Genomic DNA, 13,501 nt, shown 5'->3' on the forward strand with positions numbered 1-13,501 from the left:
CCGGTGAACGAAAACAACAGCTGCACCTCTAGCTCAACTGGCAGAGCAATTGACTCTTAATCAATGGGTTCCGGGTTCGAGTCCCGGGGGGTGCACCAACAAAAAACCGCTCCATTACTGGCGAAAGTCGGCACTGGAGCGGTTTTTATTTGCCCAAAAACAGGGCTACTCGTCGTTTAGTCGTCGTCTGAACGGTGGTCTACATTGCCGATTCCTGGACCAGAATGACGCCTGGTTCATCTGCTCCAGAATCAGCGACGAATCCGGGGCGTTACGATTCCGCTCAATGTAGTGCTTTTTCGTGATCGCATCAGAGCTGTGTCCAAGCTGCCGGGAAGCAATCAAGGATCCAGACTCACGCTCGATCAGCGTAGCAACCGCCTTGCGGAACGATGACGGCTTGACCGCCTCCCACTGCTTGCCCCTGGCCTCACGCCACAGCCTGCGGAAATTCGCCGGCTCCATCGGCTTGCCGTTGCGGTTCGGGAAGATCAGGTCACCGTGGGACGAAGCCTTGCGGCGCCGCACCAGCTCGATGCCGAACAGCGGGAGCGTAAGAACCCGCTTGCCCGACTCCGACTTGGGTAACGCCTGCCGGTGTGGCCCGTTGACGGAATCCCGCTTGACCGTTCCGGATACAGCGATCGTACCCATGCTGAAATCGACGTCGGAGAACTGGAGTGCCAGCAGCTCCCCCGGCCGTAGACCAGTCGCCAGAAATAGGTCCATAGCGTCGAGGGTGGCGGCGCGGCCCGGCTTCTCACCCGCCCACTTCGCAATTTGGATCCGCAACTCCTGGACTTCCTCGACGGTCAGTGCGGAAACGTGGTGCTTCTCCCCGGCCTGCATCATCGCTTCCCGCACCGGGTTCATGTCGATGATGTCGTAGCGGACGGCGAGGCCCATCATGAGAGACAACACCACGCGGCTCTGCGATGCCATGGATGGTGCCGTTGCTTGCAATGGACCACCGGCCCGACCGTCCTCCAGCACCTCCCCCGAGGAGGAGGACATGTTCGAACAGACAGACCGCGACAACCTCGAAAAGCTGGTCAACGGCGAGGCCTGGGAAGGCATCCTGCTCAACTGCCTAAACGCGAAGATCGACGATCTGGTGAAGGCGTCCATCGAAGGCTCAGCCTACGAGCAGCGCGTCAACGAGAAAGTCGACGAGGTAGTCGGGAACCTCCGCAAGGCAGTCTGGAACAGCGAGGAAACGAAGATCATGCTGCGGAACCAACACAGGAGGCCAACCCGGGGCGCGCCGCCATCAGGACGGCCGTGCAGGTCGGCATCCCCGCGTTCGTCGGCCTGCTGGGCATCCTGCCGCTGATCATCATGACCATCGTGGACGGGTTCGGGCAGCATCTCCCGCCCTCGCTGTACTTGTGGCTGACCGGGGCGGCCGCGGTGATCACCGCGGCGTCGGCCACGCTGGCACGTATCAGCGCGATCCCCGGCGTCATCGTCTGGACCCGGCAGTGGGCGCCCTGGCTGGCACCCGACACCAAGTAACCAAAGCGCCCCACCCCTCACAGGGTGGGGCGCCTCCGTCGTTGGCCCCGCTACCATTGACGGACGAATCAATTCTCGGCTAACCGCAGTCGCGGACGTAAGGTTTCAAGTGAGTGATTTTCAACCCATCAAGGTTGCCGTCTTTGGTAGCTGCGTAACTATAGACAACTTCAACAGGACATTCAATCCCGGATACAAGGATCTGTTCGAATGCGTGGCCATGGCCGACCACGTCTCGATGGTGAGCTTGATGAGCGACCCCATCAATGTTGACCCTGCCACCCTGGATGGTTTGGAAACTCGAATCTTCGACAAGTTGCAGCGCGAGTTTTCGCGAGCGTATCTGTCCGAACTCAAAGACTCACAGCCCGACTACCTCGTCATGGACTTCTGGCCAGACCTCATTTTTGGATTCGCTCGGCTAGGTGGCGGCGAATACATCACCAATAACGCATGGTCCACCGTGAACACCATGTTCTACAAGGCCCAAGAGGCTGATGTGTGCCGGATCAACAGCCGAACCGATGAATTCATGACAGTCTGGACGGCAGCCGTAGATCGATTCATGGCCTACATCCAAGAGGAATGCCCGCACACACGGGTTGTTGTGCACCGCTCCCGCAACGTCGGTTCGTGGCTCGACAACTCCGGCGCCACACACGATTTCAGTCCCTGGGCCGCGTCGATGAACCGGCATTGGGAAGCGATGGACGACCATCTCTCCGCGAACTACGAAGTCGACTGCATCGACGTCATGCCCGAGGGTCTGCAAAGCTTCGAGGGCCACCCGTGGGGTAAGTTCCCCGTCCACTACACCTTCGACTATCACGCATTGTTTCTGGCCCGCATGGCCCAGATCGCTTTGCGGCACCGAAGCATGCACTGGATGCCAACCAAAATCAGCCGGCACAACCTCCCCCGACACCGAGCGGATGCGCCTTAGGTGCCGTCTACCATTGCCCCATGGCATCCTTCACCCTCAGCGGCGTGACGTACGAGTACCTCACGCCGGACCCGGACCACGGAACCATCACGATCACCAACGGCGGCAAACACGTCGCATAACAAAAGCCCCGCACTCACCACGAGTGCGGGGGCTTTTTGCTTCTAGGTTGCCAGGAATGCCCTCAAGGTCACCCCGAACTCCGCGGCGATACTCTCCAGCTTCTCCTGGGCGCCCACCGTCACGTACCCGGGGTAGGTCTCAACCTGATCCCGCAACGCCAGGTAATCGGCCGCCAGATCCAGTAGCTTCTTTTCCATTGCTCCCCATAAGTAAGATATACCTTTCACATAGTAAACCAAATTAGCCAGTTCACTTACTATGTGTCGATGGCATCCTTCGCCCTCGACGGAATGACGTATGAGTACTTCCGGCAGGACTCTTACTACGGCCCGGGCGCGATCGGTGATTGGACCTACGGCGAGTACCCGAAGGTGATGGCATCAGTCCCTCTGGCTGGCGGCAGGACCGTGGGTGTGTACGCCCGCGCCAGCCGCTGGAACCCCACGCAAATCCTCGTGTCCTGGCAGGACGACGACATGCGCCCGCACTCGGCGTGGGTCCCTGCCGCCAACGTCCATAAGCTCAACGACTCCGAGTGGGACATCGAGGAGCACCGACGGTGCCCCGAAATCCTCCGCCACATCCGCTGGGCGAAGCGGCTTCCTGGGTTCCCGCCTGAGACTGATGTGGCGGACTAACCCGGATTTTTCATCGGACGGTGGTCGGGGCGCCGGGCCCGGTTTTTGCCGTCCGGGCGGGCTGAATCGGATTTCGGGCGTGGCTGATGGGCCCGGTGTTGGCGGGCGGGGGGCGGGCTTCCACTGGTCCCGTTGGTGTTCTTCTTTCCTGCTCGTTGGTTGGCGGGGGCTGCGGTGTCAGGTCCGCAGCAGGAGTGCGGGGCGGTTCGCGGCTGCGGCGATCCGGCTGATGGCTTCGAGCAGCGTGGCGATGAGGGGTTTCTCCGGTGCGGCGTCGGGCAGCAGCAGGTGGTTCCGGCGGGCGCGGGTGATGATCTTCCCAGCGGTGGCGAAGAGCCGGTAGCGCCAGCGTTTGATGTCCCAGCCCCGTGCCTTGTGGCCGTCGGGCAGGGCGGTGAGCTGGAGCCAGGAGGCCTGGTTTGCGGCCAGGACCGCGAGGTTCGCCCAGGCCTGGTTCGCGGGAAAATCGAAGAACGGGAGCTTGCCCAGGCCGGTGTTCTTCAGCGTCTTGATGCGGTTCTCGCAGCGGCCGCGGGCCCGGTGCCGGGCATCCAGGAACAACAGGCTTCGCGTCGTATGACATGGGCAGCAGCTGGTATGCGAGTGGTCAATCCATTCAGCCATGGGCAACACTCTGGCACGACCCGTCGTTGTTATCGCGGTGGGTAGTCACCTGCGTCAACGACGCTGCCATCTATTCGTCGTTTGGTCGTCTTTTAATCCGTGGTGAATCCAAGCGGCTCGTGGAGCGCAGTGGATGGAGCGGCCCAAAAACCCCGGAATCTAGCGGGATACACATGGATGATGGGCCACTGTCGTGGAGGATCGTGGAGCATGCAAGAGTCAACATATTCAGGAACAATGGGTTCCGGGTTCGAGTCCCGGGAGTGCACCAACAAGGAAAAGGCTCCTCACCTGCGGAAACGCGGGTGGGGGGCCTTTTTCGTGTTCGGGGTCGATGTGGCGTCAGACTTGCACGCGCCCCACGAAGCACTCGTTGCCGGGGAGGCTTACGCGGGCTGCCGCGTGCGCGGCCGGGCCGGCAACCTGGCGGCCGGCCTGGGCCGGCCGGGAATCGGCAGTTCAAGCTGGATGGGGCGGTCGCCGATTGGCTCGTCGAGCAGCTCGTTGATCGAGCGCTGCCCTTCCAGCTCCGGGGGCGTCAGCGGGTCCATAAAACGACCCTATCGGGAGCGCTGTCCGGTCCTGATGCCGGACACGCGGGGCCTGCACGGCGGAATGCAACAGCCGTTCAGTTGATGCGCGTTGCCTCGACGGTTACGCCCGGCTCCGCAGCGGTGACGATGGCCTTGGCGTCCGGCGCGGAAATGCGGGTGGCCAACTCGGAGACGACGGCCTGGAGTTCCTGCCGCAGCACGTCCGGATCGATTGATGCTGCAGCGAGCACCGAGCGCTCCATGTCCGCAGCCTCGAATACGGCCTGGCGGCCACGGTCCGTCAGGCTCACGACGTGGCTTCGGCGATCGGAGGTGCTCCGCTGCCGGGAAATGTGGCCGTGGGCTTCCAGACGGCTGAGGGTCTTGCCCATGGTCTGGGCCTGGACCCTGACCAGCTGGGCCAGTTGGGCCTGTGTCATCGGGCCGTTAACGGAGAGCACTTCCATCGCGATCACGCCGGCATGCGTCAGGCCGATCGCCCCCAGTTTTTCGTTCCAGGAGTGTTCAACGAGGCGAGCCGCCGTGGACAATAGGCGCCCAGTGGGCCAGCGATCCATATCAGGCATACCACTGAGTATAGCGAGCACGGGATTCGCTGCCTGCACCAACGCTCACTAGGCTGGTATACCGCCACCCTCCGAAGGAGAATAACTTGCCTGATCGACTCGTTCCCGGAACCCCTGCCCCGGACTTCACACTGAAGAATGCGGACGGGAAGGACGTCAGCCTGGCCGACTTCCGGGGCCGCAGCACAGTGATCTACTTCTACCCGGCGGCCTCCACCCCGGGCTGCACCAAACAGGCCTGTGACTTCCGGGACTCCCTCGCCTCCCTGCAGCAGGCAGGCTATGAGGTAGTGGGGATCTCCCCCGACGCGGTGGGCAAGCTGGCCACATTCGCCGCCACGGAGGGCCTGAACTTCCCGCTGCTCTCCGATGAAGACCACGCCGTGGCCGAGGCCTATGGGGCCTGGGGTGAGAAAAAGAACTACGGCCGCACCTACGAAGGGCTCATCCGTTCCACGGTGGTTGTAGATCCGGAGGGCAGGATCGAGGTGGCGCAGTACAACGTGCGCGCCACCGGCCACGTAGCGAAGCTTCGCCGGGACCTGAAGGTGGACGCCTAGCCGGACAGGCCTCCGGGACCGTCCCCCGCCGGCGATATCAATCGGCGGACTGCACCGGCAAACTGTATGATGGAGGCTGGCATCCGCCGTCGAGGTCAGCAGACCTGCAGCCGGCGCCGCCGAGCGCGAGTGGTGAAATTGGCAGACACGCAGGATTTAGGTTCCTGTGCCTTCGGGCGTGGGGGTTCAAATCCCCCCTTGCGCACAGATACAGAGAGAACCCCGGTCTTCGGACCGGGGTTCTCTCCTGTTTAACCGCCGCTATCACGCCACCGTCCGGCGCCCAAAAAAGAATTTCAACACTCCACCCATCCGTTTCCCCCGAGCCCGCGAATACCCTTTGAGACACCAACCAAGGGTCGGTGCCCAACCAGTCGGAAAAGGGCCACAGCGGCAAATTTCGTCGCAGGCAATGATCGGCAAACTAAAAGGAGAAACCAAAATGCAGACCATCAAGCGCACTACTTTCGCCGTCGCAGGTATCGCTGCTGCAGCCATGCTCAGCCTCACTGCCTGTGGCGGTTCCAGCAGCACCGCTCCCAGCTCCTCGGCTCCGGCCTCCACGCCGTCGGCCTCCAGCATGGCGCCGTCACCGGCCACGAGCTCCTCCGCTGCCGCCATGGATCCGGCCGCCAACCTCGTTGGTTCCGGCTGCGCCGCCTACGCCGCCCAGGTTCCCAGCGGTGCCGGCTCGGTTTCCGGTATGGCCCTGGACCCGGTAGCCGTCGCGGCCTCCAACAACCCGATCCTCACCACCCTGACCGCCGCTGTTTCCGGCAAGCTCAACCCCAAGGTCAACCTGGTGGACACCCTGAACGGCAGCGAATTCACGGTCTTCGCACCGACGGATGACGCCTTCAAGAAGATCGATGCCGCCACGATCGAAACGCTGAAGACGGACGATGCCCTGCTCAGCAAGATCCTGACCTACCACGTAGTCCCCGGCAAGATCAGCCCGGACCAGATCGTCGGCACGCACAAGACGGTCGAGGGCGGTTCCGTGACGGTCACCGGCACCAAGGACGCACTCAAGGTTGACGACGCCAACGTCGTCTGCGGCGGCGTCATGACTGCCAACGCCACCGTTTACATGGTCGACTCCGTCCTGATGCCCAAGTAGGCAACACCAGACGCTCCTGCTGCGGTTCCAGCCTGACTCCCTGGACCAACAAGGAGAACCGAAGGCCCGCACCGGACGGTGCGGGCCTTCGCTTTGCGCTGGTTGACCCGGCCGTCAATTAGACTGGGGCTGTTCCGCAGCCGGCGATCCATCCAGTTCCCCCGAGGTGATTCACGAGTGCCCAGCAGTACAGTGGCCAGCAAAACTTTGCGCCGCATTACAGCCGGAATCGGCGCCGTCCTCCTCATGCTGCCGCTCGTATCCTGCACCGGGGTGCCCACGCCCGGCCCCGCCCCGTCGACTGCCTCGGCCGGCACAACCGATGCAGGCCCCAGTGCCGTGTTCACCTTCGGCACGGCCTCGCAGCCGCTCGGCCTCGATCCGGCCCTCGTGTCCGATGTGGAGTCCTACCGGATCACCCGGCAGGTCATGGAAGGCCTCGTCGGAGTCGACCAGACCACCGGCCAGCCCACCCCGCTGCTAGCCACAGAATGGCAGAACAGCGACGAGGGCCGCAGCTACACCTTCAAACTCCGCGACAAGGTGACCTTCCAGGACGGGACCCCGTTCGACGCGGCATCCGTCTGCAGCAACTTCAACCGTTGGTTCAATTTCCCGGAAGCGCTCCGCCAGCAGGCCACCGGAAGCACCTTCAAGGGCGTCTTCAAGGCCCACGCCGACCAGGCCGCCCTCTCCATCTACAAGGGCTGCACGGCCCTCGCCCCGGACAACGTCCGGATCGACCTCACCCAGCCTTTCACCGGGTTCCTGCAGGCCCTGACCCTGCCCGCTTTCGCCATGTCCTCGCCGCAGGCACTCGCCACGCAAAACGCCGACGTCCTGGACCAGAGCCGCGACGGGCAGGCCGTCTCCGCCTACGCGCTGCACCCGGTGGGCACCGGGCCCTACTCCTTCGATTCCTGGGACGGCGGCAGCATCACGCTCTCCAGCAACAAGAACTACTGGGGGGACAAAGGGCAGATCGGGACCATCCAGTTTGTCACCTACGACCACCCGCAGACCCGGATGCAGGCCCTGCTGGACGGCAAGATTGACGGCTACGACACCGTGACGGTGGGCAACTTCGACCAGCTGGTCAAGCGGGGCCAGCAGATCATCCAGCGGGACCCCTTCTCCGTGATGTACCTGGGCATGAACCAGGAAATTCCGATCCTGCAGAACCTCAAGGTCCGCCAGGCCATCGAAATGGCCCTGGACAAGGACACGTTGATCCGGCGGTTCTTCATCGACAACACCGCCCAGGCCTCCCAGTTCGTCCCGCCCAAGCTCAGCGGCTTCAACAACAACGCCCCGTCCCTGGGCCACAACCCGGCCAAGGCCAAGGAACTGCTCGCCGAAGCCGGGTATCGGGGTGAGGAACTGAAGTTCTACTACCCCCTGAACGTCACCCGGCCCTACCTGCCGACCCCGGAAAAGGTGTACGCGGAGATCAGCCGCCAGCTGACCGCCGTCGGGCTGAACGTCAAACCGGTACCGGTGGAATGGTCCGAGGGGTACCTGCAGAAGGTCACCTCCCCCGGCGACCATGCCCTGCACCTGCTGGGCTGGAACGGTTCCTACTCCGACCCGGACAACTTCGTGGGCCCGCTCTTCGGCGAGAACACCGGCGAGTTCGGCTACCAGGATCCGCAGGTGTTCTCCAAAATCGCCCGGGCCCGCGGCCTGCCCGACGGCAAGGAACGGACCGGGGAGTACCAGACCATCAATGCGCAGATCGCCGCGACGGTTCCCGCTGTTCCGATCGCCTTCCCGATCTCGGCCCTGGCCTTGTCCGACCGTGTCCTCAAGTACCCGGCATCACCGGTCCTGAACGAAGTTTTCACCAAGGTCGAGCTAAAGCCTTGACGGACTGGCCCAATTTCAGTTAGTGGGCGGTGCGGGATATTCTGTGACAGCCAGACCCGCTGCTATCGGAGACTGATTGTGACTTTCATTTCCAAGACCCAACATGCCGACGTCGTCCTGATTGGCGGCGGCATCATGAGTGCCACTCTTGGCGCCTTCCTCAAGCAGCTCGAGCCGGACTGGACCATCTCCCTGTTCGAGAAGCTGGATGAGCCGGGACTGGAAAGCTCCGGACCGTGGAACAACGCCGGCACCGGACACGCCGCCCTGTGTGAGCTTAATTACTCCCCCGCCGCCAAAGACGGCTCGGTGGACCCTTCCAAGGCACTGCTCATCAACGAACAGTTCCAGCTTTCCCGCCAGTTCTGGTCCCACCTGGTCACCAACTCGCTGATCGGCTCCCCCAAGGGCTTCATCAACACGGTGCCGCACATGAGCTTCGTGATCGGCGACAACAACGCCAAGTTCCTGCGCACCCGCTACGAGTCCCTCAAGCCGAACCCGCTGTTCCGCTCCATGGAGTACTCCGAGGACCACGCCCAGATCGCCAAGTGGGCACCGCTGATCGTCAAGGGCCGCGACCCGAAACAGCGCATTGCGGCAACCCGCGCGGCGGAAGGGACCGACGTCGACTTCGGCGCCCTGACCCGCGAACTGACCGGTTACCTGGGCAACAACGGCGTCGAAATCAACTATGGCCACGACGTCTCCGGCATCAAGCGCGCGTCCGACGGCGGCTGGGACCTCGCGATCAAGCACCCGCAGTCCGGTGAGCACGGCTCGATCCACGCGAAGTTCGTCTTCGTGGGGGCCGGCGGCGGCGCGCTGCACCTGCTGCAGGCCTCGGGCATCCCGGAAAGCAAGGGCTACGGCGGCTTCCCGGTCTCGGGCCAGTTCTTCCGCTGCACCGACGAGGCCCTCGCGGCACAGCACAGCGCCAAGGTCTACGGCCAGGCGTCCGTCGGCGCGCCGCCGATGTCCGTGCCGCACCTGGACACCCGCTACGTCGACGGGAAGCGGTCGCTGCTGTTCGGCCCGTACGCCGGTTTCTCCACCAACTTCCTGAAGAACGGGTCCTACCTGGACCTGCCGCTGTCCATCCGGGCTTCGAACATCATCCCGATGCTGGCCGTCGCCAAGGACAACATGGACCTCACCGCGTACCTGGTCAAGGAAGTCGCCAAGCGCCACGGTGCGAAGGTGGAGGCCCTGCGCGAGTACTACCCGGAAGCGCAGGACGGCGACTGGGAACTCATCACGGCCGGCCAGCGTGTCCAGATCATCAAAAAGGATCCGAACAAGGGCGGTATCCTGCAGTTCGGCACCGAAGTCATCGCCGGACGCGACGGCTCCATCGGCGCCCTGCTCGGGGCATCCCCGGGCGCCTCCACGGCGGTTCCGATCATGATCGAGCTGCTGCAGAAGTCCTTCCCGAAGAACTTCAAGGGCTGGCAGTCCAAGTTCAAGGAGATGATGCCCGGCTACGGCGTCAAGCTCAACGAGAACCCGGAACTCGCCGCCAGCCTGGAAGCCGAGACGGCCAAGGCCCTGCAGCTCGAACCGGTCAGCGCCACCCGGAGCTGACGCCCTCCGCGGGTCACGGCAGGCCAGCGCTTTGATTTCCCCCTTCGAAGTACCTCCGTCGACCCATCAGGAGACCATGAGATGTTCCGGCTCGCAAAGCTATCCCTGGCAAACCGGGCACTGATCGCGCTGATCACCGCGTTCGCGTCGGTTTTCGGCGTGATCACGATGTCCTCGCTCAAACAGGAGCTCATCCCGTCCATCGAGTTCCCGCAGATCACGGTCATCACGTCGATGCCGGGGGCCTCGCCGGAAGTCGTGGACAAGCAGATCAGCGGTCCGCTGGAGACGGCGCTCAACGGCGTCGAAGGCCTGGAGTCGACGTCGTCGACCTCGCGCAACGGGGTCTCGCAGATCAGCATGGTGTTCACCTACGGGTCGAACCTGGACCGGGCCCGGAACCAGATCGACCGGGCCATCTCCAACGCCAAACGCTCGCTGCCGGACGATGTCCAGCCCCAGGCCATCGCCGGCAGCATCAGCGATTTCCCGATCGTGTTCCTCGCCGTGTCCTCAGACAAACCGCTCAGCGAGCTGAACGCGGACCTCGCCCGGCTCAGTGTGCCCCGGCTGCAGAAGCTCGACGGCGTCCGCGGCGCCGAAGTGACCGGCGGCGCCAGCCAGCACATCAGCATCCTCCCCCGCACCGAGGCCATGGCGGCGTCCGGGGCGACCCTCCAGTCGATCAGCAACGCCCTGAAGAACAACGGCGCGCTGGTCCCGGCCGGCACCGTCGAGGAACAGGGCAAGACGCTCTCGCTCCAGATCGGCAGCCCGGTGGACTCGCTCGACGCGATCAAGGCGCTCCCGCTGGGTGGCACCAGCAACGCCGCCACCATCGGCAGCGTCGCGGACGTCAGTATCACCGAGGACGCCCGCACGTCGATCACCCGGACCAACGGCAAGGAAACCCTGGCCCTGTCCGTCACGAAGAAGCCCGAGGGCGACACCGTGGGCATCTCCCACGCGGTGAAGGATTCCATCCCGCAGCTGGAGGCCGAGCTCGGCTCGAACGCCAAATTCACGCCGATCTTCGACCAGGCGCCTTTCATCGAGAAGTCCATCAAGGACCTCACCACCGAGGGCCTGCTGGGCCTGGGCTTCGCCGTCGCGGTGATCCTGCTGTTCCTGATGTCCGTCCGCTCCACGCTCGTGACGGCTGTTTCCATCCCGCTGTCCCTGCTGATCACCTTCATCGGGCTGTCTGCCACCGGCTACTCGCTGAACATCCTGACCCTCGGCGCGCTCACCATCGCGATCGGCCGGGTGGTGGACGACTCGATCGTGGTCATCGAAAACATCAAGCGCCACCTCAGCTACGGCGAGCAGAAGATCACCGCCATCCTGACCTCCATCCGCGAGGTCGCCGGCGCCATCACGGCGTCGACCCTGACCACCGTGGCAGTGTTCCTGCCTATCGCCTTCGTCGCCGGACTCGCCGGGGAGCTGTTCCGGCCCTTCGCGCTCACCGTGACCATCGCGCTGCTGTCCTCGCTGCTCGTGTCGCTGACGATTGTCCCGGTGCTGGCGTACTGGTTCCTCCGCAATCCGGCCGAGAAGGCCGGCGCGTCGGGAGCATCCGCACGGGAGATCGCGGCGAAAGCCCACGAGGCCGAGCAGCGCACCCTCCTGCAGCGCGGCTACCTTCCCGTCCTCACCAAGACCCAGAAGCACCCGGTGGTGACCCTGATCGCGGCCGTGCTGGTCCTGGGCGGCACCGCGGCCATGACCCCGCTGCTCGCCACCGACCTGCTGGGCCGCTCGGGCGAGAACAGCATGACGGTCCGGCAGGCCCTGCCGGCCGGCACCAGCCTGGCGGAGGCGGGCGCCGCGGCAGTCAAGCTCGAAGACGTGCTCCGGGACATCGACGGCATCAAGGATGTCCAGGTCACCACCGGAAATGCCCAGACCGGCTTCTCCGCGCTGCTCTCCGCCGGAGCCTCCAACTCCAGCTTCACCGTGGTGACCGACGAGAAGGCCAACCAGGGCAAGCTCCAGGAGACGGTCCGCAGCGAGCTCGCCAAGGTCCCCGGCGCCGGCAAGGTCACCGTCGGATCCCAGCAGGGCGGCTTCGGCACGGCCTCGACGGTCGACATCACACTCAAAGCCGCCACCACCGCGGACCTCCGGACGGCCAGCGATGCCCTGGTCAAGGCCCTGGACGGGGTGCCCGGCAGCAGCGAGGTCGCAACCAACCTGGCCGCAAGCCAGCCGGTGGTCCAGGTGAAGGTGGACCGTGCCAAGGCGGTGGCCGCCGGCCTCAACGAGGAACAGGTCGCCGGCGTGCTGGCTTCCACCATCAGCCCGATCCCGGCCGGCACCGTGCGGATCGACACGAACGACTTCCCGGTACGGATCGGCGAAGGCACCCGCTTCACCAGCATCGACGCCGTCCGGGCCATCCCGCTGCCCACCGCGGCGGGACCGGTCCCGCTGGCCAGCATCGCCGCCGTCGAACAGCTTGACGTGCCCGTCTCCATCACCGCCAGCAACGGCCAGCGGACCGCGCGGGTGTCCGTCACGCCGTCGGGCTCCAACCTCGGCGCCGTCAGCACCGAGGTACAGGCCCGGCTCAAGACCGTCGAGCTGCCGGCCGGTGTCACCGCGACGATCGGCGGCGCGACAACGCAGCAGGCCGAGTCCTTCGGACAGCTTGGACTGGCACTGCTGGCGGCCATTGCGATTGTCTACGTGATCATGGTGGCCGCGTTCAAGTCCCTTGTGCAGCCGCTGATCCTGCTGGTCTCCGTCCCGTTCGCGGCCACCGGTGCCATCGCCCTGCTGCTGGTGACAGGTGTCCCGCTGGGACTTCCCTCACTGATCGGCATGCTGATGCTGGTGGGCATTGTGGTGACCAACGCGATCGTGCTGATCGACCTGATCAATCAGTACCGCCAGCCCCGGAACGATGAGCCCGGGATGAGCGTGGCCGAGGCCATCACGCACGGTGCCCGCCAGCGGCTCCGGCCGATCCTGATGACGGCCCTGGCCACCGTGTTCGCGCTGACGCCGATGGCGCTGGGCCTCACAGGCGGCGGCGGGTTCATCTCCCAGCCGCTCGCGATTGTGGTGATCGGCGGACTGATCTCCTCCACCGCCTTGACCCTGGTGCTGGTGCCGGTTCTCTACCGGCTGGTGGAAGGGCGGCGGGAGATGCGTGCCCTGCAGAAGGCGGACGCCGCGCCGCCGGTACCGGTACCGGCCTCCCGCGGCCGCCGCGCGAAGCCCACCCCGCCCGACGCCTCGGCTGACCCTGACGCGGCACGTGACGCCGACGTCGACCTCGACGTCGAAGAGGCCGGCGAGCCGGACCAGGCCCCGGCGCTCCGCTGACAGCCAGCTCAACCCCCCGGCGTTGCTCCGACTAGTTGACTTTGCCCCCGGCCCATAAGGACGCTAAGTGCCAGC

Annotated in this window: 13 protein-coding genes, 2 tRNA genes and 1 pseudogene; 11 read left to right on the forward strand and 5 right to left on the reverse strand. The window is 64.6% G+C overall.

The window, feature by feature from the left end; translation table 11 throughout:
* Positions 1-22: 22 nt before the first annotated feature.
* Positions 23-98, forward strand: a tRNA-Lys gene (locus ABIB51_RS08020).
* A 67-nt stretch (positions 99-165) separates the two neighbouring features.
* Here ABIB51_RS08020 and ABIB51_RS08025 read toward each other — a convergent pair.
* Positions 166-942 (reverse strand): site-specific integrase, encoded by a 777-nt coding sequence (locus ABIB51_RS08025; protein ID WP_354187215.1) that lies wholly within the window; start codon positions 940-942, stop codon positions 166-168.
* Between the two features lie 70 nt (positions 943-1,012).
* On the opposite strand from ABIB51_RS08025, the gene ABIB51_RS08030 reads away from it, so the two are divergent.
* From ABIB51_RS08030 to ABIB51_RS08040, 3 genes are all read left to right on the forward strand, one after another.
* Positions 1,013-1,333, forward strand: a complete 321-nt coding sequence (locus ABIB51_RS08030) for a hypothetical protein (protein ID WP_354187217.1) — start codon at positions 1,013-1,015, stop codon at positions 1,331-1,333.
* On the forward strand, positions 1,282-1,515 hold the full coding sequence (locus ABIB51_RS08035) for a hypothetical protein (RefSeq protein WP_354187219.1): 234 nt from the start codon (positions 1,282-1,284) through the stop codon (positions 1,513-1,515). The genes ABIB51_RS08030 and ABIB51_RS08035 overlap by 52 nt, the downstream gene beginning before the upstream one ends.
* Positions 1,516-1,624: 109 nt before the next feature.
* Complete coding sequence (locus ABIB51_RS08040) at positions 1,625-2,458, forward strand: DUF6270 domain-containing protein (RefSeq protein WP_354187221.1); 834 nt, start codon at positions 1,625-1,627, stop codon at positions 2,456-2,458.
* 164 nt (positions 2,459-2,622) lie between these two features.
* Here the strand turns inward: ABIB51_RS08040 and ABIB51_RS08045 are convergent, their stop codons facing one another.
* A complete protein-coding gene (locus tag ABIB51_RS08045; protein ID WP_354187223.1) occupies positions 2,623-2,778 on the reverse strand; it encodes a hypothetical protein in 156 nt (51 codons plus the stop codon).
* 69 nt (positions 2,779-2,847) lie between these two features.
* Between ABIB51_RS08045 and ABIB51_RS08050 the strand changes: the two genes are divergently transcribed.
* Complete coding sequence (locus ABIB51_RS08050) at positions 2,848-3,219, forward strand: hypothetical protein (protein ID WP_354187225.1); 372 nt, start codon at positions 2,848-2,850, stop codon at positions 3,217-3,219.
* Positions 3,220-3,396: 177 nt separating this feature from the next.
* On the opposite strand, the pseudogene ABIB51_RS08055 reads toward ABIB51_RS08050, so the two are convergent.
* The 3 genes and pseudogenes from ABIB51_RS08055 to ABIB51_RS08065 form a co-directional block, all read right to left on the reverse strand.
* Positions 3,397-3,786 (reverse strand): annotated as a pseudogene (locus ABIB51_RS08055) (transposase); the annotation flags it as partial.
* Positions 3,787-4,229: 443 nt separating this feature from the next.
* On the reverse strand, positions 4,230-4,394 hold the full coding sequence (locus ABIB51_RS08060) for a hypothetical protein (RefSeq protein WP_354187226.1): 165 nt from the start codon (positions 4,392-4,394) through the stop codon (positions 4,230-4,232).
* 77 nt (positions 4,395-4,471) lie between these two features.
* Positions 4,472-4,954 (reverse strand): MarR family winged helix-turn-helix transcriptional regulator, encoded by a 483-nt coding sequence (locus ABIB51_RS08065; protein WP_354187509.1) that lies wholly within the window; start codon positions 4,952-4,954, stop codon positions 4,472-4,474.
* Between the two features lie 95 nt (positions 4,955-5,049).
* On the opposite strand from ABIB51_RS08065, the gene bcp reads away from it, so the two are divergent.
* From bcp to ABIB51_RS08095, 6 genes are all read left to right on the forward strand, one after another.
* A complete protein-coding gene (bcp, locus tag ABIB51_RS08070) occupies positions 5,050-5,523 on the forward strand; it encodes a thioredoxin-dependent thiol peroxidase (RefSeq protein ID WP_354187228.1) in 474 nt (157 codons plus the stop codon).
* Between the two features lie 123 nt (positions 5,524-5,646).
* Positions 5,647-5,728: transfer RNA gene (locus ABIB51_RS08075), tRNA-Leu, on the forward strand.
* A 237-nt stretch (positions 5,729-5,965) separates the two neighbouring features.
* Positions 5,966-6,643, forward strand: coding sequence for a fasciclin domain-containing protein (locus ABIB51_RS08080; protein ID WP_354187230.1), 678 nt, complete (start codon positions 5,966-5,968; stop codon positions 6,641-6,643).
* Between the two features lie 246 nt (positions 6,644-6,889).
* A complete protein-coding gene (locus ABIB51_RS08085) occupies positions 6,890-8,509 on the forward strand; it encodes an ABC transporter substrate-binding protein (protein WP_354187511.1) in 1,620 nt (539 codons plus the stop codon).
* Positions 8,510-8,587: 78 nt separating this feature from the next.
* On the forward strand, positions 8,588-10,093 hold the full coding sequence (locus ABIB51_RS08090) for a malate:quinone oxidoreductase (protein ID WP_354187232.1): 1,506 nt from the start codon (positions 8,588-8,590) through the stop codon (positions 10,091-10,093).
* Positions 10,094-10,174: 81 nt separating this feature from the next.
* Complete coding sequence (locus tag ABIB51_RS08095) at positions 10,175-13,426, forward strand: efflux RND transporter permease subunit (protein ID WP_354187234.1); 3,252 nt, start codon at positions 10,175-10,177, stop codon at positions 13,424-13,426.
* Positions 13,427-13,501 lie beyond the last annotated feature (75 nt).

The sequence above is a fragment of the Arthrobacter sp. UYCu712 genome, from assembly GCF_040547005.1.
Lineage (GTDB): Bacteria > Actinomycetota > Actinomycetes > Actinomycetales > Micrococcaceae > Arthrobacter.

Coding starts and splice junctions, on each gene's coding strand:
- ABIB51_RS08025 (WP_354187215.1), bottom strand. CDS start 942: ATGGCATCGCAGAGCCGCGTGGTGTTGTCTCTCATGATGGGCCTCGCC.
- ABIB51_RS08030 (WP_354187217.1), top strand. CDS start 1,013: ATGTTCGAACAGACAGACCGCGACAACCTCGAAAAGCTGGTCAACGGC.
- ABIB51_RS08045 (WP_354187223.1), bottom strand. CDS start 2,778: ATGGAAAAGAAGCTACTGGATCTGGCGGCCGATTACCTGGCGTTGCGG.
- ABIB51_RS08050 (WP_354187225.1), top strand. CDS start 2,848: ATGGCATCCTTCGCCCTCGACGGAATGACGTATGAGTACTTCCGGCAG.
- ABIB51_RS08060 (WP_354187226.1), bottom strand. CDS start 4,394: ATGGACCCGCTGACGCCCCCGGAGCTGGAAGGGCAGCGCTCGATCAAC.
- ABIB51_RS08065 (WP_354187509.1), bottom strand. CDS start 4,954: ATGGATCGCTGGCCCACTGGGCGCCTATTGTCCACGGCGGCTCGCCTC.
- ABIB51_RS08080 (WP_354187230.1), top strand. CDS start 5,966: ATGCAGACCATCAAGCGCACTACTTTCGCCGTCGCAGGTATCGCTGCT.
- ABIB51_RS08085 (WP_354187511.1), top strand. CDS start 6,890: ATGCTGCCGCTCGTATCCTGCACCGGGGTGCCCACGCCCGGCCCCGCC.
- ABIB51_RS08095 (WP_354187234.1), top strand. CDS start 10,175: ATGTTCCGGCTCGCAAAGCTATCCCTGGCAAACCGGGCACTGATCGCG.